At 65.2% G+C, this 19,114-nt stretch carries 17 protein-coding genes; 9 read left to right on the top strand and 8 right to left on the bottom strand.

All coding sequences use genetic code 11. The features are described from left to right. Window positions 1-68: 68 nt before the first annotated feature. Window positions 69-1,712 carry a lysine--tRNA ligase gene (locus JQ627_RS37105; RefSeq protein WP_212489282.1) on the top strand — a complete coding sequence of 548 codons (1,644 nt, stop codon included), beginning with the start codon at window positions 69-71 and terminating at the stop codon, window positions 1,710-1,712. Window positions 1,713-1,856: 144 nt separating this feature from the next. Here JQ627_RS37105 and JQ627_RS37100 read toward each other — a convergent pair whose 3' ends face one another. Further along, the gene (locus tag JQ627_RS37100) at window positions 1,857-2,510 is read right to left on the bottom strand and encodes a helix-turn-helix transcriptional regulator (RefSeq protein ID WP_212489281.1); all 654 of its coding nucleotides are present in this window, start codon (window positions 2,508-2,510) and stop codon (window positions 1,857-1,859) included. Between the two features lie 294 nt (window positions 2,511-2,804). On the opposite strand from JQ627_RS37100, the gene JQ627_RS37095 reads away from it, so the two are divergent. Continuing rightward, the gene (locus tag JQ627_RS37095; protein WP_212489280.1) at window positions 2,805-3,149 is read left to right on the top strand and encodes a DUF952 domain-containing protein; all 345 of its coding nucleotides are present in this window, start codon (window positions 2,805-2,807) and stop codon (window positions 3,147-3,149) included. Further along, a complete protein-coding gene (locus JQ627_RS37090) occupies window positions 3,146-4,243 on the top strand; it encodes a quinone-dependent dihydroorotate dehydrogenase (RefSeq protein ID WP_212489279.1) in 1,098 nt (365 codons plus the stop codon). Before JQ627_RS37095 ends, JQ627_RS37090 begins: the two co-directional genes overlap by 4 nt. Before the next feature lie 60 nt (window positions 4,244-4,303). On the opposite strand, the gene JQ627_RS37085 is transcribed toward JQ627_RS37090, so the two are convergent. The 5 genes from JQ627_RS37085 to JQ627_RS37065 all read right to left on the bottom strand — a co-directional run bounded on the left by JQ627_RS37085 (window position 4,304) and on the right by JQ627_RS37065 (window position 9,703). After that, window positions 4,304-5,629, bottom strand: a complete 1,326-nt coding sequence (locus JQ627_RS37085; RefSeq protein ID WP_212489278.1) for an MATE family efflux transporter — start codon at window positions 5,627-5,629, stop codon at window positions 4,304-4,306. A gap of 1 nt (window position 5,630) precedes the next feature. After that, window positions 5,631-6,365, bottom strand: coding sequence for an MBL fold metallo-hydrolase (locus JQ627_RS37080; RefSeq protein ID WP_212489277.1), 735 nt, complete (start codon window positions 6,363-6,365; stop codon window positions 5,631-5,633). Window positions 6,366-6,386: 21 nt separating this feature from the next. Further along, window positions 6,387-6,692, bottom strand: coding sequence for a DUF6460 domain-containing protein (locus JQ627_RS37075; RefSeq protein ID WP_014491345.1), 306 nt, complete (start codon window positions 6,690-6,692; stop codon window positions 6,387-6,389). A gap of 72 nt (window positions 6,693-6,764) precedes the next feature. Beyond that, window positions 6,765-8,669 (bottom strand): ATP-dependent DNA ligase, encoded by a 1,905-nt coding sequence (locus tag JQ627_RS37070; protein WP_212489276.1) that lies wholly within the window; start codon window positions 8,667-8,669, stop codon window positions 6,765-6,767. Further along, complete coding sequence (locus JQ627_RS37065) at window positions 8,666-9,703, bottom strand: ligase-associated DNA damage response exonuclease (protein WP_212489315.1); 1,038 nt, start codon at window positions 9,701-9,703, stop codon at window positions 8,666-8,668. Before JQ627_RS37065 ends, JQ627_RS37070 begins: the two co-directional genes overlap by 4 nt. Before the next feature lie 136 nt (window positions 9,704-9,839). Here JQ627_RS37065 and JQ627_RS37060 point away from each other — a divergent pair, with 136 nt between their 5' ends. The 5 genes from JQ627_RS37060 (at window position 9,840) to JQ627_RS37040 (ending at window position 16,360) form a co-directional block, all read left to right on the top strand. Further along, window positions 9,840-10,766, top strand: coding sequence for a class I SAM-dependent methyltransferase (locus tag JQ627_RS37060; RefSeq protein WP_212489275.1), 927 nt, complete (start codon window positions 9,840-9,842; stop codon window positions 10,764-10,766). 114 nt (window positions 10,767-10,880) lie between these two features. Then, a complete protein-coding gene (locus tag JQ627_RS37055) occupies window positions 10,881-12,110 on the top strand; it encodes an ABC transporter substrate-binding protein (protein WP_212489274.1) in 1,230 nt (409 codons plus the stop codon). A gap of 174 nt (window positions 12,111-12,284) precedes the next feature. Beyond that, entirely contained in the window at window positions 12,285-14,861 is a 2,577-nt protein-coding gene (locus tag JQ627_RS37050) for a ligase-associated DNA damage response DEXH box helicase (protein ID WP_212489273.1), read from the top strand. A gap of 53 nt (window positions 14,862-14,914) precedes the next feature. Beyond that, window positions 14,915-15,586, top strand: coding sequence for a ligase-associated DNA damage response endonuclease PdeM (gene pdeM, locus JQ627_RS37045; protein ID WP_212489272.1), 672 nt, complete (start codon window positions 14,915-14,917; stop codon window positions 15,584-15,586). Window positions 15,587-15,928: 342 nt separating this feature from the next. Further along, the gene (locus JQ627_RS37040) at window positions 15,929-16,360 is read left to right on the top strand and encodes a hypothetical protein (RefSeq protein WP_212489271.1); all 432 of its coding nucleotides are present in this window, start codon (window positions 15,929-15,931) and stop codon (window positions 16,358-16,360) included. Window positions 16,361-16,471: 111 nt separating this feature from the next. Here JQ627_RS37040 and JQ627_RS37035 read toward each other — a convergent pair whose 3' ends face one another. Together JQ627_RS37035 and pyrE are read right to left on the bottom strand one after the other, a co-directional pair. Next, the gene (locus JQ627_RS37035) at window positions 16,472-17,293 is read right to left on the bottom strand and encodes a DUF2865 domain-containing protein (protein WP_249143711.1); all 822 of its coding nucleotides are present in this window, start codon (window positions 17,291-17,293) and stop codon (window positions 16,472-16,474) included. Between the two features lie 207 nt (window positions 17,294-17,500). Next, the gene (gene pyrE, locus JQ627_RS37030; RefSeq protein WP_212489270.1) at window positions 17,501-18,064 is read right to left on the bottom strand and encodes an orotate phosphoribosyltransferase; all 564 of its coding nucleotides are present in this window, start codon (window positions 18,062-18,064) and stop codon (window positions 17,501-17,503) included. A gap of 173 nt (window positions 18,065-18,237) precedes the next feature. Here pyrE and JQ627_RS37025 point away from each other — a divergent pair, with 173 nt between their 5' ends. After that, complete coding sequence (locus JQ627_RS37025) at window positions 18,238-18,864, top strand: glutathione S-transferase family protein (RefSeq protein ID WP_212489269.1); 627 nt, start codon at window positions 18,238-18,240, stop codon at window positions 18,862-18,864. Window positions 18,865-19,114 lie beyond the last annotated feature (250 nt).

Here is a 19,114-nt window from a genome sequence, read left to right as displayed (position 1 = left end):
CTGCTTCGCCCCATAAAATTGCATTCTGCCGGAAAATCGCTATTTTCCGCGGCCCGGAGGCCTCTTAGATGTCCGTTATCGATCTTGCCGCGAACCCGAGCGACCTGCGTGCGCTCGCCGAACAATCCAACGCCTGGCCGTTCGAGCAGGCGAAGGCCATTGTCGCGCGGCTGAAGAAAAGCCCGAAGGACGAGGTGCTGTTCGAGACCGGCTATGGTCCGTCCGGCCTGCCGCATATCGGCACATTCGGCGAGGTGGCGCGCACCTCGATGGTGCGGCATGCCTTCCGCGTGCTGACCGAGGACAAGATCAAGACGCGCCTGCTCGCCTTCTCCGACGACATGGACGGGTTTCGGAAGGTGCCCGACAACGTCCCCAACAAGGAGATGCTGGCCGCGCATCTCGGCAAGCCGCTGACACGGGTGCCGGATCCGTTCTCCAATGAGCACCCGTCGTTCGGGCACCACAACAACGCGCGCTTACGTGCCTTCCTCGATCATTTCGGCTTCGACTACGAGTTCGCGAGCTCGACCGATTACTATACGTCGGGCCGCTTCGACGCGACGCTGCTCAAGATGCTCGCCGCCTACGACAAGGTGATGGCGATCATCCTGCCGACGCTCGGCCCCGATCGCCGCGCGACCTATTCGCCGTTCCTGCCGATCAGCAAGACCACCGGTGTCGTGCTCCAGGTCCCGATGATCCGCCGCGACGTCGCGGCCGGCACGGTGACCTATGTCGATCCTGATACCAACCAGGAAGTCGAGACGCCGGTCACGGGCGGCAACGTCAAGTGCCAGTGGAAGGCCGACTGGGCGATGCGCTGGGTCGCGCTCGGCGTCGACTACGAGATGGCCGGCAAGGACCTGATCGACTCCGTGAAGCTCTCCGGCGCGATCGCGAAGGCGCTCGGCGGCACGCCGCCCGAAGGCTTCAATTACGAGCTTTTCCTCGACGAGAAGGGCCAGAAGATCTCGAAGTCGAAGGGCAACGGTCTCACCATCGACGAATGGCTGCGTTACGCGTCGCCGGAATCGCTGTCGCTGTTCATGTATCGCGAGCCGAAGGCGGCCAAGCGGCTATACTTCGACGTTATCCCGCGCAACGTCGACGACTACCAGCAGTTCATCGACGGCTTTGCGAAGCAGGATGGCAAGCAGAAGCTCGGCAATCCCGTGTGGCACGTCCACAACGGCCATCCGCCGAAGGGCGACATGCCCGTCACCTTCCAGCTCCTGCTGACGCTGGTGTCGTCGTCGAACGCGGAGAATGCCGAGACGCTGTGGGGGTTCATCGGCCGCTATCGTCCCGGCGTCAGCCCGCAGACGCATCCGAAGCTCGACGCGATGGTCGGCTACGCCATCAACTACTACCGTGACTTCGTGGCGCCGACGAAGCAGTTCCGCGAGCCGACCGAGGTTGAGCGCGCCGCGTTGCAGGATCTGCGCGATGCGCTGTCGCAGCTTCCGCAGGAATCCTCGGCCGAGGACATCCAGAACGTCGTCTACGAGATCGGCCGCCGCGAGCCGTTCCTCGACCAGGTCAAGAAGGGCAAGGACGGCCGTCCGGGCGTGACGCTCGACTGGTTCAACATGCTCTACCAGGTACTGCTAGGCCAGGAGAAGGGCCCGCGCTTCGGCTCCTTCGTTGCGGTCTACGGCGTGCAGAACGCGGTCAACATGATCGACGGCGCGCTGGCGCGAAGCGCGTAGCCGTACTCTCACTGTCATCGTCCGCCTTGTGCGCAATTGCGCGCTCGGGGCGGATGATCCAGTATTCCGGACGCGTTCGTGATTGAACCGAAACGCTGCGGCGTACTGGATTTCCCGCTTTCGCAGGGAATGACAGCGGAATGCTCACTGGCTCGCCCACACGATTCGCGCGATCCAGCCGACGTCGCTCGGCGCCATGGTGTGCTCGGCCTGCGATGCATCGAGCGGCTGCAATTCCAGTGCCTTTGCCGTGCGGCGCTTCAGCGTCGCGACCGTCACCCCGCCCGCCTTGGTCTTCACCACCACGCGATCGCCTTTGCGGATCGGCGCGCCGGGTGAGATCAGGATGATGTCGCCGTCGCGATAGGCAGGAGCAAGCGCATCGCCGGAAATCTCCAGCGCAAAAGTGCGACTGTCGTCGGCGGTGGGAAGCGCAAGTTCGGTCCAGCCCTTGCCGGATGGAAAGCCGGCCTCGTCGAAAGCGCCGCTCGCGCCGGCCAGCGCGAGGCCGAGCAGCGGCACCGAGCGGCCGTCGCTCGTGTCGTCACCGATCAACCCGGCAAAAATGTCCATCGAGGAGCCGGCTGCCGCCAGCGCTTTCGCGATCGATTCGGTGGATGGCCAGCGCTCGCGCCCGTCGGGGGTGACGCGCTTGGACTTGTTGAAGGTGGTGGGATCGAGCCCGGCGCGCTTGGCGAGGCCGGACGGCGACAAGCCGGCACGCGCCGCCAGCCGATCCAGCGCGACCCAGATCTGGTCGTGAGTCAGTATCCTCGGCGCTTTGGCCTGTCTGACCATGGAAGGTCCAGCCCGTCGCAACTCAGGAAAACTATCCTCAAATCAACCGGTTTTCCGTTTTTCGCGCAAGGGGTGGCGGGGGAAGCGTTTTCGAGCGAAGTGGATACCGGTTCGCGTATGGAAAACGCGTCAAAACCAGGAATTTGGAGCCCCGTTCCGATTTCATCGGAACGGAAATGGCTCTAAGCCTTGAGTTCGGAGGGGGCGGCCATTACGGTCGCGCCCGGGTTTTGAGGACCCGCACGAGACGAAAAAACCCAAAAGACTCAAAGAGCAAACAGGGCTGCGTAAGCGGTGGTCAAGATCTACAAAATCTGTCCGGCCTCGGCCTGGCGCGAGGCGGAACGGCAGGGTGTCTACCGGGGCAGCGCGGATGATTCGCGCGACGGTTTCATCCATTTCTCGACCGCGCCCCAGGTTCCCGAGACCTTGCGCAAGCACTATTTCGGGCAGCGCGCGCTGTTCCTGGTCGAGGTCGACGGCGGCGCGCTCGGCAGCGAATTGCGCTGGGAGCGCTCGCGCAATGACGAGCTGTTCCCGCACCTCTATGGCGAGCTCGATCTCGGCGCGGTGCTGTCGGTGATGAACCTCAACATGCGCTCCGATGGCGGCCACGACGTTCCGGAGCTTGTCCCGTGATCCGCGCTTTCGACGCATTTTCGCTGCCGGTGCTGCGCTGGCTCGATCCGGAGGATGCGCATCGCCTCGCGATCCAAGGCCTGCGCTTCCTGCCGCCGGTCAAGCCGCGGCCTGACGATCCCAAGCTCGCAGTGCGCGCCTTCGGGCTCAACTTCCCCAATCCGATCGGCATGGCCGCGGGCTTCGACAAGAGCGCCGAGGTGCCGGATGCGTTGCTGCGGCTCGGCTTCGGCTTCGTCGAGATCGGTTCGGTGACACCCAAGCCGCAGAGCGGCAATCCGCGGCCGCGGCTGTTTCGTCTGGAGCGCGACGAGGCCGTCATCAACCGCATGGGCTTCAACAATGACGGCGCGGAAGTCGCGCTGCGCAGGCTCGCTGCGCGTGCGCAGCACGGCGGCATCGTCGGCGTCAATGTCGGTGCCAACAAGGATTCGCCGGATCGCGTTGGCGATTACGTCAAGCTGATCGAGACCTTTGCGCCGGTCGCGAGCTATTTCACGGTCAACGTCTCCTCGCCGAACACGCCGGGCCTGCGCAACTTGCAGGAAGGCGCGCTGCTGGACGATCTCCTCGCCAGGGTGATCGACGCGCGCGAGCGGGTGCGCCAGGAGGCCGGCGACACCCCGGTGCTGCTCAAGATCGCGCCAGACCTCAGCCTTGCCCAGCTCGACGATGTCGTGCAGGTCGCGCGCTCGCGCCGGGTCGACGGCATGATCGTGTCGAACACGACGATCGCGCGGCCGAGCACGCTGCGCGAGGAAATGCGTGCCAAGGAGCAGGGCGGCCTGTCCGGCCGGCCGCTGTTCCGCCTGTCGACGCGCATGGTCGCGGAGACCTATGTGCGCGTCGAAGGCGCGTTCCCTTTGATCGGCGTCGGCGGCGTGGACTCCGGCGGAGCCGCGCTGACGAAGATCCGCGCCGGTGCGAGCCTGATCCAGCTCTATTCGTCGCTGGTCTACAAGGGCCTCGGCCTCGTCGACGAGATCAAGCGCGACCTCACCTCGACACTGCTGCGGACGGGCCGGGATTCGTTGTCAGAGATCGTCGGCGCCGATGCCGCGACGCTGACGGCGGAAGACTGGCCGGGGATGTAGGTCTCGCGCCCTGGCCCTGCGCAGCAGCGTTTTACGTTGCAGCGCGTCGGGGACAGAGAGCTACGGCTTCGAGAACGTCGTCCTGTACAGCGCCGGATAGCGCGCGCCCTGCAAGCCGCCGCGGGCGATGTAGAACGCGATCAGCGCGCACCACAACCCGGCATTGCCCAGCGATTGCAGAGCCAGCCAGACACCGAAGAAGATCGCGAGCGAGGCCAGCATCAGATTGCGCATCTCGCGGGCCCAGGTCGCGCCGACATAGATGCCGTCGAAGCCGAACGCGAACACGCCGGGGATCGGCGCAAGCACGATGAACGGCAAAAATTCGCGCGCGGCGCGGCGAACGTCGTCGCTCGCGGTCATGAAAGCGATCAGCGCGGGGCCGAACAGCGCGAACAGCACGGCGACGACCATTGCGAAGCCCAGGCCCCACAGCAGCACCAGCCGGGTCGAATCCGCAAATCCCCTGGCGTCACGCGCGCCAAAGGTGCGGCCGCAGAGCTGCTGGGCCGCATTGGCGAGGCCGTCGAGGAAGAAGGCGCTGACCAGCAGGAAATTGTTGAGCACGGAGTTCGCCGCCAGCGTGACGTCGCCGGCCCGCGCCCCCTTGGCCGTGAAGAACAGGAACACGGTGATCAGCGCCGCGGTGCGGATCATGATGTCGGAGTTCACCGCCAGCAGCCGCATCAGCTTGTTCCGGTCGAACAGGCGCGCGCGGGGAACGGCGAAGCCGCCATCGGCATAGCGCCGGCACACGATGACGCCGAGCACGAAGCCGATAGTCTCCGACAGCAGCGCGGCAACCGCCGCGCCCGCGATGCCGGTGTCGTAGACCAGCACCAGCAAGATCGTCGCCGCCATGTTGATGAGATTGATGACGACCTGCAGCAGCAGCGCCGGATTGGCGCGCGCCTGCCCCACCAGCCAGCCGAGAATGACATAGTTGGCGAAGGCGCACGGCGACGACCAGATCCTGATCATGAAATAGGTCTTTGCGGCGCGCGTGACGCCTTCGCTGCCGCCCATCAGGTCGAACAGTCCGGCGGCCAGCGGCAATTGCAGCACGATCAGCGCCGCGCCGATCAGGCCCGCGACGATGAAGCCGCGCACCAGGATCACGGTCTGCTCGCGCGTCTCGCCCGCGCCCATCGCCTGCGCGGTGAAGGCGAGCGTGCTCATGCGCAGGAAACCGAACAGCCAGAACAGGCAGTCGAAGATCACGGAGGCCATCGCGACGCCGCCGAGCAGGGCGGCATCGTCCAGCCGTCCGATCGCGGTGGTCGAGACCACGCCGATCAGCGGCGTGGTCAGGTTCGCGACCATCGCCGGGCCTGCGATGGCGAACACCTGGCGGGAGCCGATCTTGAGGGGAACGGGCGCGTGCATGTCAGAACACGAGCACCATGCCGTCTTCGGCGGCGAGATGCGCGATGTCATCCAGGCGCGACAGCACGTCGTCGCTCATATGGGTGAGAACGATGCGTTTGGCGCCGATCGCTGGCAGATGCTGTTCCAAGGTCTTCAGGCTGAGATGGTTCTTGACCACCTTCTCGTACATGTAGGCTTCCGCAATGAAAAGGTCCGCGCCATGCGCCAGCGGAATGAGCGCCTCCGTCCATTCGGTGTCGCCGCTGTAGGCGAGCGTGCGGCCCTCAGTCTCGACGCGATAGGCGAGGAAGGGGCCTCCGGATTCGCCGTGCACGACCGGGTAGGGGGTCACATTCACCGCGCCGAAGCTTTGGCTTTGTCCGGCTGCGAGTTCGACGACCTTCAGCTCGAAGCGCTGCTGGGTCTTTGAGGAGTGCTCGAACAGCGACTCCATCACCTGCTTCAACCGAGTCTCGATGCCCTCGGGGCCTGCGATCGTCAGCGGCCGGGTCCGCCGCGAGAATTGCGCATCGAGCAGGAAGAACGGCAGCCCGGCAAAATGGTCGCCGTGGAAATGCGTGATGAGGATGAGGTCGATCTCATCGCGGTCGATCTCGAGCCGCTTCAACGCCGGCAGGGCCGACGCGCCGCAATCGATCAGGAAGTTGGCCGCGCGCCCCGAGACGTGGAAGCAGGTGTTGAGCCTGCCGCCCGAGCCGAAGGCGTCGCCGCAGCCGACAAAGCGTAATTGCATCGGCTGCGGACTCCCAAATCCTTACCTGTTGCGCGGCGCGCCAAACACGCGCGAGAGCAGCCAGATCGGGATCACGATGACTGCGCCGAGCAGGAAGTAGCGCCACAACCAGTTCACCGCGTCGAAGCCGAGATCCCAGAGCCGCTGGAACAAGAGGCGGATGCTGTAGATGATGTTCCAGGGATCGAAGCCGATCGCCGCCAGCACGACGCCGACCAGGATCGAGAGCAGGACCAGGCGAAACGCCACCGCCAGCGGCGAGCCGCCGAGAAAGCGGTTCAGCCCATCGCTGCGGCCGGCCGGCAAATCTCTGACGTCTTGGACCATCTCAAACTCCTCGCGGGGATTCGACCCCATTATAGGTCACGGCGGGGCACATGGGGAACCCGCATTCCCTCGTCAACGGCTGTCGGCGGAAGCCGCAACCTTAATTGTTGGTAGGGATTCGTCAGCCTTCAGCATGTTTTCCAGCGTTTCCAGCCGGTCGGCCTCGCGCGGCGGCTTGTCCCAGCGCAGCCGGCTGATGCGGGGAAAGCGCATGGCGACGCCGGATTTGTGCCGCTGGGAACGCTGGAGCCCCTCGAACGCCACCTCCAGCACCAGCCCCGTGTCGGGCTCGTGCACGACGTGGCGCACGGGGCCGAATTTCTCGGTGGTGTTGCGGCGCACGAAACGGTCGATCTGCAAGAGCTCCTCATCGGTGAAGCCGAAATAAGCTTTTCCGACCGGCACCAGCTCGTCGCCGGCTTCGCCTGCGGTCCAGACGCCGAAGGTGTAATCGGAGTAATAGGACGAGCGCTTGCCGTGGCCGCGCTGGGCATACATCAGCACGGCGTCGATGATGTGCGGATCGCGCTTCCACTTCCACCACTGGCCCTTTGGCCGCCCCGGTAGGTAAGGCGCATCGCGCCGCTTCAGCATGACGCCTTCGACGGCATCGGCATCTTCGCCCGCGCCGGCACTCGCGGGATCGGCGCGCGCTGCGGTCAGCGCCTGCCAGCTTGCGAAGGGCACGGTGGGCGACAGGTCGATGCGAGGGTCGTCGAGCTTGCCGATGAACGTCTCCAGCCGTTCGCGCCGCTCCGCGAAGGGCAGCTCGCGCAGATCGTTCGCGTCGTCGCCGAGCAGATCGTAGGCGCGCAAATGGATCGGAAATTCCTTGATCAGCTTCGGCGAGACGACCTTGCGGTTGAGGCGCTGTTGCAGAACGTTGAAACTCTGCACGCGGCCTTCGCGCAGGATCAGAAGCTCGCCGTCGATGGCGCCCGCGAGCCGCAACGACGGCACCAGGTCCGGAAAGCTTCCCGTGATGTCCTCGCCGGTGCGCGAGTAGAGCCGCGCGGTGACGTGCCCGCGCTCATCGCGGCCGGCGACCGCCTGCACGCGGATGCCGTCCCATTTCCATTCGGCGACGTAATCGGCGGGATCGAGCGCGGCGAAATCCGTGTCTTCGATCGCGTGCGCGAGCATCACGGGCCGGAACGGCGCGGGATCGCGATTGACCGGCTTGTCGCCGCGGCCTTCCAGCCAGGCGAACAGGTCGAGATAGGGTGGTGCGAGCCCCGGCCAGATCAGCTCGACCTCATGCGGGTCCTTGTCGCCGAGCGCCGCGGCCGCGGTCTTGGCCAGGCGCGCGGAGATGCCGATGCGAAGCGCGCCGGTGACGAGCTTCAGCAGTGCCCAGCGGCCGGTCTCGTCGAGCTCATCGAGCCAGCGTTCGAGCTGCTTTGGCAACTCGGTCTTGCCAAGCGTGCGCAGCGTGGTGACGACCTCGGTGAGGGTTGGGGGAGGTGGGTTGTTGTGGTTGCTTGGGTGGAGCGCATCGCGGGCATCTCGCCCGCGGTACCCCCCTCCCTGACCCTCCCCCGCAAGGGGGGAGGGAACGGTGGGAGTCGTGCGTCCATCACTCGCTGAATCACGATCAGTGGTCGAGCTCGTCTGTTGCCCCGCGCCCAGCTGCGCTCCCTCCCCCCTTGCGGGGGAGGGTGGGGGAGAGGGGTGGCCCGGAAAAGATTCCCCATTGCCAGGTACGCGCTTCGGCCACATCAGCGCCACCGTCTCCGAGAGATCGCCGACATAATCGTAACTCAACCCGAACAGCACCGGATCGGTGCGCGATGCGATGAGATCGCGGATCAGCGCGGGCTTGGCGTGCTTGAAGCTCAGCGCCCCGGTCAGCGCGGCCAGCGCGTAGCCGCGGTCGGGATCGCCGACTTCGCGGAAATAGCCGGTGATCAGCCGCAGCTTGTTGTTGCGGCCGGGCTCGTAGGCGAGGCGGTCCAGCAGTTCGGCGAAGCGGTTCATGCTTCCGCCTCGTCTTGAAGTGGCGTCTCGCTTTCCTCCTCGTCGCCATAACCGACGAGATCGAGCGGCTGCGCGCGAAGTCCCTTGCTTTGGCACCAATGCACCAGCGCGTCTTCCTGGCCATGCGTGACCCAGATCTCGCCGGCGCCGGTTGCCGCGATGGTCGCGGTCAGGCCGTCCCAATCGGCGTGGTCGGAGATCACCAGCGGCAATTCGATGCCGCGCTGCCGTGCGCGGGCGCGGACGCGCATCCACCCCGAGGCAAAGGCGGTGACGGGGTCGGGAAAGCGCCGCGTCCAGAGATCGGATGTCGCCGAAGGCGGCGCCAGCGTGATGGTGCCGGCCAGCGCCGCCTTCTTCACGCCCATCACCGGCCGGAGCTCGCCGAGATCGATCCCCCGGCTCTGATAGTATTTGGTGATCTTCTCCATCGCCCCATGAAGATAGATCGGCGCGTCATAGCCGGCCTGCCGCAGCAGCGCGATCACGCGCTGCGCCTTGCCGAGCGAATAGGCGCCGACCAGATGCGCGCGCTCGGGAAACAATGCAACGGAGGCCAGCAGCTTCCTCACCTCGCCGGCGGCATCGCCATGCCGGAACACCGGAAGTCCAAAGGTGGCTTCGGTGATGAAGACGTCGCAGGGCACCAGCTCGAACGGCGTGCAGGTCGGATCGGGCGCATCCTTGTAATCGCCGGAGGCGACGATGCAGGTGTCCTTGCAGGTCACCGCGATCTGCGCCGAGCCCAGCACATGGCCGGCCGGGTGAAACTTCACGCGGACATCGCCGAGCCGGATCTCCTCGCCATAGCAGATTGCTTGCGTCGAGCCGGCAAAGTTCTCGCCATAGCGAAGCCGCATCATATCGAGCGTTTCCTGCGTCGCCAGCACCCTGCCATGGCCGGCGCGGGCGTGGTCGGAATGGCCGTGGGTAATGACCGCCCGCTCGACCGGGCGCACAGGATCGATATGGAAGCCGCCGGGCTTGCAGCACAGGCCGGCAGCAGCTGGCAACAGGATGTCTTGCGGACGCATGGTGCTCATATAGGCACCGGTGTCCCGATATTCACCCGTCATTGCCGGGCTTGACCCGCGCATCCATCCTCTTAAAGAGTTCCGTTTTTGATGGATTGCCGGGGCACGCCCGGCAATGACGAACGTTGGTTCCTCTATGCCCCTCCGCCTGTTCCTGACCTCCGGCGATCTCATGGCCGACCGCCGTTTCGAGTTCGCGCGCGACCTCCAGCTCAAGGGCGATCTGCCCGCCGCCGCGGACCTGCTGGAGCAGGCGATCGAGCTTGCGCCGAATTTCACCTCGGCCTGGTTCACGCTGGGCGAAATCCGCCAGCAGCTCGGCGAGCGCGACAAGGCGATCGCGGCCTTTCGCAAGGCGCGCGATTCCGATCCGGGGGATCAGCACGGCGCCGGCCTGCATCTGATGCGGCTCGGCGACGCTCAGCTCTCCGAGATGCCTAAGGCCTATGTGCAGGCCCTGTTCGACCAATACGCGCCGCGATTCGAGCACGCGCTGATCAACGATCTCGGCTATCGCGCCCCCAGCCTGATCTTCAAGGCGGTGCTGGCCGCGCGCGTCGCCGCGAAGAAGCCGGCCTTCTTCAAGCGCACCATCGATCTCGGCTGCGGCACCGGGCTTGCGGCGGCCGCCTTCGCAAGACAGGTCGATCATCTCATCGGCATCGATCTGTCGCCCGGCATGATCAAGGAGGCGCGTGCCACCGACCTCTATGCCGAGCTCGAGGTCGCTGACATGATCGAAGGCCTGCGCACGAAGGGCGATGCGAGCGCGAACCTCGTCGTCGCCGCGGATGCGTTCGTCTATCTCTCCGATCTCGCACCGGTGTTCATCGAAGCAAAGCGCGTGCTCGTATCCGGCGGCGTGCTCGCTTTCACGCTGGAGACGCATGACGGCAGCGGCATCGTGCTCGGCGGTGGTCTGCGCTATGCCCACTCGGCGGAATATGCGCGTGGCGCGATCGCGAAAGCCGGCCTCAGGCTGCTGACATTGGAGCCGGCCTCGCCGCGCAACGAGAACAACGAGCCGGTGCGCGGCCTCGTCGTCGTCGCCGAGAAAACTTGAGTCTAGGCGCTAAACACCGGGCGATTTAAGCGTCATTGCGTCGCAAAGCGACGACTTCCTACTTGCGAGCCGCTGCGATGCCAGCACAATGCGCGCATTAGGGAGAAAACAACAATGACCAAGAATCCATCGCGGCGCGATTTCAGCGCCGGCGCACTCGCCACCATCGCTGCATCCACTCTGCCTGCGCCGTATGTCTGGGCCGCGGAGAAGAAATACGATGCGGGCGCCAGCGACACCGAAATCAAGATCGGGCAGACCGTGCCGCATTCCGGTCCCGGCTCGCTCTACGGCGTGCTCGGCCGCATCGGCGAGGCCTATTTCCAGATGCTGAACGAGAAGGGCGGCATCAACGGCCGCAAGGTCAAGTTCCTCACCATGGACGACGCCTACAGCGCGCCGAAATGCGTCGAGGCAACGCGGCGCCTCGTCGAGCAGGAGGAGGTGCTTGCGCTTTATGGTTCGCTCGGCACCGCGCCGCAGACCTCCGTGCACAAATACCTGAACTCCAAGGGCGTGCCGCAGCTGCTGCTCAACACCGGCGCGTCGAAGTGGAACAACCCGAAGGAGTTCAAATGGACGATGGCGGGCCTGCCGCTCTATCCGACCGAGGCGCGCATCCTGGCGCGGCATGTCGTCAACGTGAAGCCGAACGCGAAGATCGGCATTCTCTACCAGAACGACGACTTTGGCCGCGACTTCCTCGGTCCCTTCAAGAAGGTGCTGGCCGACGCCGGCGGCACCGCGCAGGTGATCATGGAGCAGACCTACGATCTCACCGATCCGACGGTCGATTCCCAGCTCATCAATCTGTCGAAGTCGGGCGCCGACGTCTTCTACAACATCACCACCGGCAAGGCGACGTCGCAGTCCATTCGCAAAGTCGCCGAGCTCGGATGGAAGCCGCTGCAGCTGTTGTCGGCCGGCTCGACCGGCCGCTCGATCCTCAATGCGGCTGGCCTCGAGAACGCCACCGGCATCGTCGCCATCCGCTACAACAAGGAAGTCGGCCTGCCCAAATGGGAGAAGGACCCCGACGTGATGGCGTTCGAGGAGCTGCGCAAGAAGTACACGCCGGCGATTGATCAGGACAACACGATCGCGTTTGCCGGCTACGGCCAGGCCGTGACCATGGGCGAGATCCTGCGCCGTTGCGGCGACGATCTCACCCGCGCCAACGTGCTGAAGAAGGCCTCGACTCTCGCAGGATTCCACTCGCCCTATTTCCTCGACGGCGTCACCTACAGCTACACGCCCGAGGACTACACGCCGATGAAGACGCTCTTCATCTCCACCTTCAGCGGCAAGGACTGGGACATCTCCGACAAGCCGATGTCGGAGTAGGCCCTCTCGCGGTAATCGAGATGTCGTAGGGTGGGCAAAGCGAAGCGTGCCCACCTCTTTCTCGATTTTGGTTAGATGGTGGGCACGGCGCGATGCGCCTTTGCCCACCCTACGGGATCTCTTGAAGGGGCCCACCCCTCGACGAACCCACCCCCACGGCTTACCTGTGATGCCGTGCCGCCCCGCATCCTCAAATCCCCGGCCAAGACGCCTGCGCAGCTGCCCGACCGCTTCCAGGCGTGGTTCGCGGGCCGCGGATGGGCGCCGCGCACGCATCAATTGGCGCTCTTGGAGAAGGCGCGCGAGGATCGTTCCGCACTGCTGATCGCCCCCACCGGCGCCGGCAAGACGCTGGCGGGATTTCTGCCGACGCTGGTGGAGCTCTCGGCGCAGCCGGGCGAACGGGACGCAGGCGCGAAGCAAAGCCTCGTCTCCACCGGCCGCGGCGTGCAGCGCACTGGCGGCCTCCACACCCTCTACATTTCTCCGCTAAAGGCCCTCGCTGTCGATATCGCGCGCAACCTCGAGCGGCCGATTGCCGAGATGGAGCTGCCGATCAAGGTCGAGACCCGCACCGGCGACACGCCGGTGTCGCGGCGGCAGCGCCAGCGGCGCTATCCGCCCGATATCCTGCTGACGACGCCTGAGCAGGTCGCGCTGCTGCTCTCCTCCGATGACGCGCCGTTCCTGTTCTCCTCGCTGCGACGCATCGTGCTCGACGAGCTCCACGCGCTGGTGACGTCCAAACGCGGCGATCTGCTTTCGCTGGGTCTGGCGCGGCTCTGGCGGCTGGCGCCGCAGCTGCGCGCGATTGGCCTGTCGGCGACCGTGGCCGAGCCGGACCAGCTTGCGCGCTTCCTGGTGCCGCAGCCCGGCGGGAAGGAGGCGGCCGCCGACATCGTCGTCGCCGGCGGTGCCGCGCCGCCGCTGGTCGAGATGCTGGATACGCGCGAACGCCTGCCCTGGGCCGGCCATAGCGCGCGCCACGCGCTTCCCGAAATCTACGAGCTGATCAAGGCGAACAAGACCACGCTCGTCTTCGTCAACACCCGCAGCCAGGCCGAGATGCTGTTCCAGAATCTCTGGAGCATGAACGACGACAACCTCGCGATCGCGCTGCATCACGGCTCGCTCGACGTCGCCCAGCGCCGCAAGGTCGAGGACGCGATGTCGACGGGCAGACTGCGCGGCGTCGTCTGCACCTCCTCGCTCGACCTCGGCGTCGACTGGGGCGATGTCGATCTCGTCGTCAATATCGGCGCGCCCAAGGGCTCCTCGCGCCTGATGCAGCGGATCGGCCGCGCCAATCACCGTCTCGACGAAGCCTCGCGCGCCGTGCTGGTGCCGGCGAACCGCTTCGAGGTGCTGGAGTGTCGCGTCGCCATCGATGCCATCGCCGAGAATGCGCAGGACACGCCACCGCTGCGCACCGGAGCACTCGACGTGCTGGCCCAGCACGTACTCGGCTGCGCCTGCGGCGAGCCGTTCCTGACTGACGAGCTCTATGATGAGGTCCGCACCGCGGCGCCCTACGCTGATCTTGCGCGCCGGGATTTCGACGACGTCGTCGATTTCGTCGCCTCCGGCGGCTACGCGCTGAAGACCTATGAGCGCTTCGCCCGCATCAAGCAGGACAAGCAGGGACGCTGGCGCGTCGCCAATCCCAAGGTGCGGCAGAGCTATCGTCTCAATGTCGGCACCATCGTCGAGGAGCCGATGCTGAAGGTGCGGCTCGTTCGTGGGCGCTCCAGCGGCAGCGGCTCGACCGGCGCCATCGCGCGCGGCGGCCGCGTGCTCGGCGAAATCGAGGAATATTTCATCGAGGGCCTGACTGCCGGCGACACCTTTGTGTTCGGCGGCGAAGTCGTGCGCTATGAGGCGTTGGCCGAGGATCAGGTCTATGTCTCCCGCGCCAACGACAAAGACCCGAAAGTGCCATCCTATATGGGCGGCAAATTTCCGCTCTCGACCTATCTTGCCGAGCGCGTGCGGCGCCTGCTCGACGACCGCCGTGCATGGAACGGTCTGCCTGAGCAGGTGCGCGACTGGCTGTCGTTGCAGAAAGACGTCTCACGTGTGCCGGGCGTGCGCGAACTGCTGGTCGAGACCTTTCCACGCGGCAACAAGCATTATCTCATTTGCTATCCCTTCGAGGGCAGGCTCGCGCACCAGACGCTGGGCATGCTGCTGACGCGGCGGCTGGAGCGGATGCGCGCCCGGCCGCTCGGCTTCGTCGCCAATGAATATGCGGTGGCGATCTGGGGGCTCGGCGATGCCTCCTTCATGATCCGCAACGGCCAGCTCGATCTCGACGTGCTGTTCAACCCGGACATGCTCGGGGACGATCTTGAAGCCTGGCTCGCGGAATCCGCGCTGATGAAGCGCACCTTCCGCAATTGTGCGCTGATCTCCGGCCTGATCGAGCGGCGCTTCACCAGCGAGGACAAGAGCCGTCGTCAGGTGCTGTTCTCGACCGATCTCGTCTACGACGTCCTGCGCAGGCATCAGGCCGACCACGTGCTCTTGCGCGCGGCCCGGGCCGACGCCGCCACCGGCCTGCTCGATCTGCGCCGCCTCGGCGACATGCTCGCCCGCATCCGCGGCCGCATCACGCATCGGGAACTCGACCGTGTCTCCCCGCTCGCCGTCCCCGTGATGCTGGAAATCGGCCGCGAGTCAGTCTATGGCGAAGCTGGCGACGAGCTGTTGGCGGAAGCCGCCGATGAGCTCGTCAAAGAGGCGATGGGATAAGAGCAGGTTTGGACGTGACGACAGGCGCGCTGGTTTCAGGGGATGTGGAGGACATGCGCGTTTCGAGAGTCACCATCAGCGATGTGACCTTCGCAGCCGATCTTTCCGGCGCCCTGTTCTGGGAAGAGCAGCGTCTGCTCGTCGTTTCCGACCTGCATCTGGAAAAAGGCTCCAGCTTCGCCACACGCGGCGTGTTGCTGCCGCCTTATGATACGCTCGCGACGCTCAGCCGTCTCGCCGCCGTCGTCACGCATCACAACCCTCGTGTGATCATCGCGCTCGGCGACAGTTTTCACGACCGCACCGCGCATGAGCGGTTGTCGTCCGACGATCGCGATGCCGTGGCTGCGCTCCAGACCGGCCGCGACTGGATCTGGATCTCGGGCAATCACGATCCGCTGCTGCCGCGCGATCTGGGCGGGACCATCGCCGACGAAGTCGCGATCGGCCCGATCACCTTCCGCCACGAGCCGACCGGTGCGCGCGGCGAGATCGCCGGCCATCTGCATCCGAAGGCGCGCGTCTCCGCTCGCGGCCGTTCGATGGAGCGCCGCTGCTTCGCCAGTGACGGGATGCGCGCCGTGATGCCGGCCTTCGGCGCCTATGCCGGCGGCCTCAGCATCCGCGACGCCGCGTTCGCGAAGATCTTTCCGAAGAATGGCTTTGTCGCCCATCTGCTCGGTGACCGCCGCGTCCACGCCATTGCGGCCTCGCGCTGTTATTGAGATCCCGGCCTCGTGCGAACCGGATCCATCGGGCGCATCAGCGGAAAATAGGACAGGATTACGTCCAGTACTTATCCGGAATCGCTTAAGTTCATTGGCACCTCTAATTTGAGGATTGCCGGGGCTGGCATTTCGCATCCCGAACAAGATTGCAACCGGCAAGGGGTCGCTGCGAGGCGGCCCCTTTCGATTCCGCCCTTCGCATTTCGGGTCAAACATGGGCAACATGTCGCCCTGCATCGGAACAAATTAAGAACACTTTAGCAAGTCTTTGATATATCATTGTGATTCGGCGCCTTGCCGACACAATATCTAGCGTTTGTCAGACTTCGCGAGGACTACATGTCCACCATCGCCTTCGATCAATTCGCCCTCACCCGGATCGCCGATTTTGCGCGCTCGCTGTCGCGGCTGCACCAGGCTGCCCGGCGCCACGCGGTCGACGACGACCAGTTCGACCGCGAGTTCAACGCGGTGTGCCAGTCGATCTGGGGCTACACCATCGACGACGTCAGCGACGATCTGTTCTCGGCCGAGGATCATTTGTTCCTCGACACGCTGGACGAAGCGCATGCGCGCATCTTCGCAGCCGAGCAGGGGTACGACCTCATAGGCGAGGCCGGCATGCTCACCGACTGGTGGGGCTTCTGCTGGATGATCCTGGCCGAGAAGCGCGGTCTGCTGACTCAAGAAAACCGCGCCGCCGCGCGCGCGGCGATCGAGGAGAAATATCTGGCGGCACCGAACGTGATCGGGGTGATCATCGGGAGGTGATGCAGCACTCTCCGTCACTGCGAGCGTAGCAAAGCAATCCATTATCTGTTCGCGGCGACAGACTGGATTGCTTCGCTGCGCCCGCAATGACGACTGCGATTCAGTTGGAGCTTAATCCAGCCCCGCCCGCTTTGCTGGCTTCTGTGCAGGGGTCTTAGGCACCGTCACGTCAGGCAGCGCCTCGCGCACGATCTCGGCTGAGGCCGGCGCATCTGCCGCGACCGTCTCTGCGCGCACCGGTGCCACCTTCATCTCGCCGAGCCGCGCGCGAACCTGCGCCGTGAGGCCGGGGTAGGAGGCAACCGGGGTGAAGTCTGCAGCCTGGTCATTGCCGACGCGGATGCCGGTATAGGCGACGAGGCCGTCGCTGGTCGCGATCACGTCGCCGGCTTTCAGCGACGAATCCAGCGCGAGATCGACCGGGGCGAGGCCGACCGGCTCGCGGCCGTTGCAGGTGCAGTCCGCGCGCAGCGCCTTGCGATAGGCGAACGCGTTCTCGCTGTCGGCGTAACGCTCGCCGGTCTGCGAAGCGGCGCCGTCGATCGAAGAGCCGAAATAGACCTTTGTCGTGGTGGCAGGACAGAACGCCTGACACATCTGGGCGGGCGAGGTAAGGCCGCGCATCAGCGGAAAATATTTGCCGTCGCAGCTGCGCACGCAGAAGGCCGGGCCCGAGCCGCCGGCTGCGGCCGAACGCGTCGGCGGTACATATTGCGGGGTTGCGGGATTTTGCTGGCCGGTGAAGGGATCGGTATAGGAGTTCGCCTGCTGCGGCACCTCGCGCTGCGGCCGGTGCTGCTGCATTCCGCCGAAGAAGAAGTCGAACAGGCCTTCAGCCGAAACCGGAGCTGGAGCCGCAAGCAGCGGGGCTGCCAGGGTGGCGGCCACGAGCATCGCTCGACGCCGCCGCGCATGGAACAAGGCTGTACGCATGCTCAACTCCACCCAACGCTACTGAACCGGCCAAGACCTTCCGAGATCTCAGCACATGATTCACCATAGTGCTGGATGGTAAATGAGCAGTTGCGCGGAGGCGGTTTCAAGTCGATGCGGTGACCTCTTTAAGGCCGGGCACAGCTTCCGACGGATGGTTGCTTCCGGGCCACGCCCGGGCATGACGGCCAGGAATGTTCCGCCGCTTCAAGCCTTCAAGAATTCCGACGCCTTGTACAGCGAGCGGAACGGCAGGCCAGCCGCGCCGAACGTGTCGGTGGCGCCTTCCTCGCGGTCGACCATGGTCAGCACCAGCACCACCTCGGCACCGGTCTCGCGCACGGATTCCACCGCCTTCATCGCCGAGCCGCCGGTGGTGGTGACGTCCTCGACGATCACGACGCGCTTGCCTTCGAGCGTCTCGCCTTTGGGAAGCCCCTCGATCGCGAGCTTCGCGCCGTGCTCCTTCGGCTTCTTGCGCACGAAGAAGGCCGCAATCGGATGGCCCTTGATCCAGGAGATCTGCGCCAGCGCGCCGGCCAGCGGCACCGCGCCCATCTCGAGCCCACCGATGAAATCGAGCTTGTCGTCCTTCAGCGCCTCATAGGTCAGCTCGGCGAGCAGGGTCGCGCCCTCCGGATCGAGCATGGTCGGCTTGAGGTTGAAGTAGAAATCGCTCTTGCGGCCCGACGCGAGCGTGACGTCACCGCGGCCGAAGGAGCGCCGGCGGATGATTTCGAACAGGCGGGCGCGGGAGGCAGATTTCGACACGGCGGTCCCTCGGGAGCGTTTTTGGAAGTGGCGGAATCTATCCGCGACGGCCGCGACATTCCAGAGGGGACCGGTCGAGTCAACAGGGATCGGCCATCCCGGACCGCCGGTTGTGGGGTCGCAACTTTCTGGGGTAGTTGGATGCCAGATATCTCGGGGAAGGAAATGCCTGAATGACCATCGAGCTGCACACCTGGAATACGCCGAACGGCCGCAAGATCTCGGTCGCGCTGGAGGAAATGGGGCTGCCTTACAAGGTGGTCCCGGTGAACATCACCAAGGGCGAGCAGATGGCGCCGGGGTTCCTGAAGCTCAGCCCCAACAACAAGATCCCCGCGATCCTCGACCCCGATGGCCCAGACGGCAAGCCGGTCAGCATCTTCGAATCCGGCGCGATCCTGCTCTATCTCGGCGAAAAGACCGGCAAATTCCTGCCGAAATCGCTCGCGGCGCGCGTCCCCGTCTATGAATGGCTGATGTGGCAGATGGGCGGCTTCGGCCCGATGCCCGGTCAGGTGCACCATTTCATCGCGCTCGAGAACGAGCAGGATCGCGCCTATGGCCTGAAGCGCTACATGGCGGAAACCCGCAGGCTCTACGGCGTGCTGGACCGCCGGCTCGATGGCCGTGACTTCGTCGCCGGAGACCTCTCGGTTGCCGATTTTGCCATCCTGGGCTGGGCCTGGCGCCACCCTCGCCACAAGGTTGAGCTGGCCGATTTTCCCAACGTCAAGCGCTGGTATGAGGCGCTTATGGCGCGCCCCGCGGTGAAGCGGGGCATGGACGCGAAGCTGGATTGATCTTTTCCCTACCCTCCCCTGGAGGGGACCTGGAGGGGGAGGGTCGGCACCCGATCGAGCGAAGCGAGATTGCGTGACGGGGTGGGGTGAAGGTCTCTCCGCGCTGAACAGTGCTCGTGGGGAGAGATCACGCCACCCCGCTACGCATTCCGCTTCGCTACATGCGCAGCGACCCTCCCCCTCCAGGTAGGGGAATCGCATATGGCGGCGGATGGGCGTTGCGAAGCGGTTGGAACTGGATTCTTTGGGT

Origin of the sequence: Bradyrhizobium liaoningense (genome assembly GCF_018130785.1) — a bacterium.
In the GTDB taxonomy this organism is placed as follows: domain Bacteria; phylum Pseudomonadota; class Alphaproteobacteria; order Rhizobiales; family Xanthobacteraceae; genus Bradyrhizobium; species Bradyrhizobium liaoningense_A.
The sequence above is the reverse complement of the archived record's forward strand: the minus strand, read 5'-3'. Positions and strand labels throughout refer to the sequence as shown.

Excerpts from the sequence above, each read along its gene's own strand:
- JQ627_RS37105 (WP_212489282.1), top strand. The coding sequence starts at position 69 with ATGTCCGTTATCGATCTTGCCGCGAACCCGAGCGACCTGCGTGCGCTC.
- JQ627_RS37100 (WP_212489281.1), bottom strand. The coding sequence starts at position 2,510 with ATGGTCAGACAGGCCAAAGCGCCGAGGATACTGACTCACGACCAGATC.
- JQ627_RS37085 (WP_212489278.1), bottom strand. The coding sequence starts at position 5,629 with ATGCACGCGCCCGTTCCCCTCAAGATCGGCTCCCGCCAGGTGTTCGCC.
- JQ627_RS37080 (WP_212489277.1), bottom strand. The coding sequence starts at position 6,365 with ATGCAATTACGCTTTGTCGGCTGCGGCGACGCCTTCGGCTCGGGCGGC.
- JQ627_RS37075 (WP_014491345.1), bottom strand. The coding sequence starts at position 6,692 with ATGGTCCAAGACGTCAGAGATTTGCCGGCCGGCCGCAGCGATGGGCTG.
- JQ627_RS37070 (WP_212489276.1), bottom strand. The coding sequence starts at position 8,669 with ATGAACCGCTTCGCCGAACTGCTGGACCGCCTCGCCTACGAGCCCGGC.
- JQ627_RS37065 (WP_212489315.1), bottom strand. The coding sequence starts at position 9,703 with ATGCGTCCGCAAGACATCCTGTTGCCAGCTGCTGCCGGCCTGTGCTGC.
- JQ627_RS37060 (WP_212489275.1), top strand. The coding sequence starts at position 9,840 with ATGCCCCTCCGCCTGTTCCTGACCTCCGGCGATCTCATGGCCGACCGC.
- JQ627_RS37055 (WP_212489274.1), top strand. The coding sequence starts at position 10,881 with ATGACCAAGAATCCATCGCGGCGCGATTTCAGCGCCGGCGCACTCGCC.
- pdeM (WP_212489272.1), top strand. The coding sequence starts at position 14,915 with ATGCGCGTTTCGAGAGTCACCATCAGCGATGTGACCTTCGCAGCCGAT.
- JQ627_RS37040 (WP_212489271.1), top strand. The coding sequence starts at position 15,929 with ATGTCCACCATCGCCTTCGATCAATTCGCCCTCACCCGGATCGCCGAT.
- JQ627_RS37035 (WP_249143711.1), bottom strand. The coding sequence starts at position 17,293 with ATGCGTACAGCCTTGTTCCATGCGCGGCGGCGTCGAGCGATGCTCGTG.
- JQ627_RS37025 (WP_212489269.1), top strand. The coding sequence starts at position 18,238 with ATGACCATCGAGCTGCACACCTGGAATACGCCGAACGGCCGCAAGATC.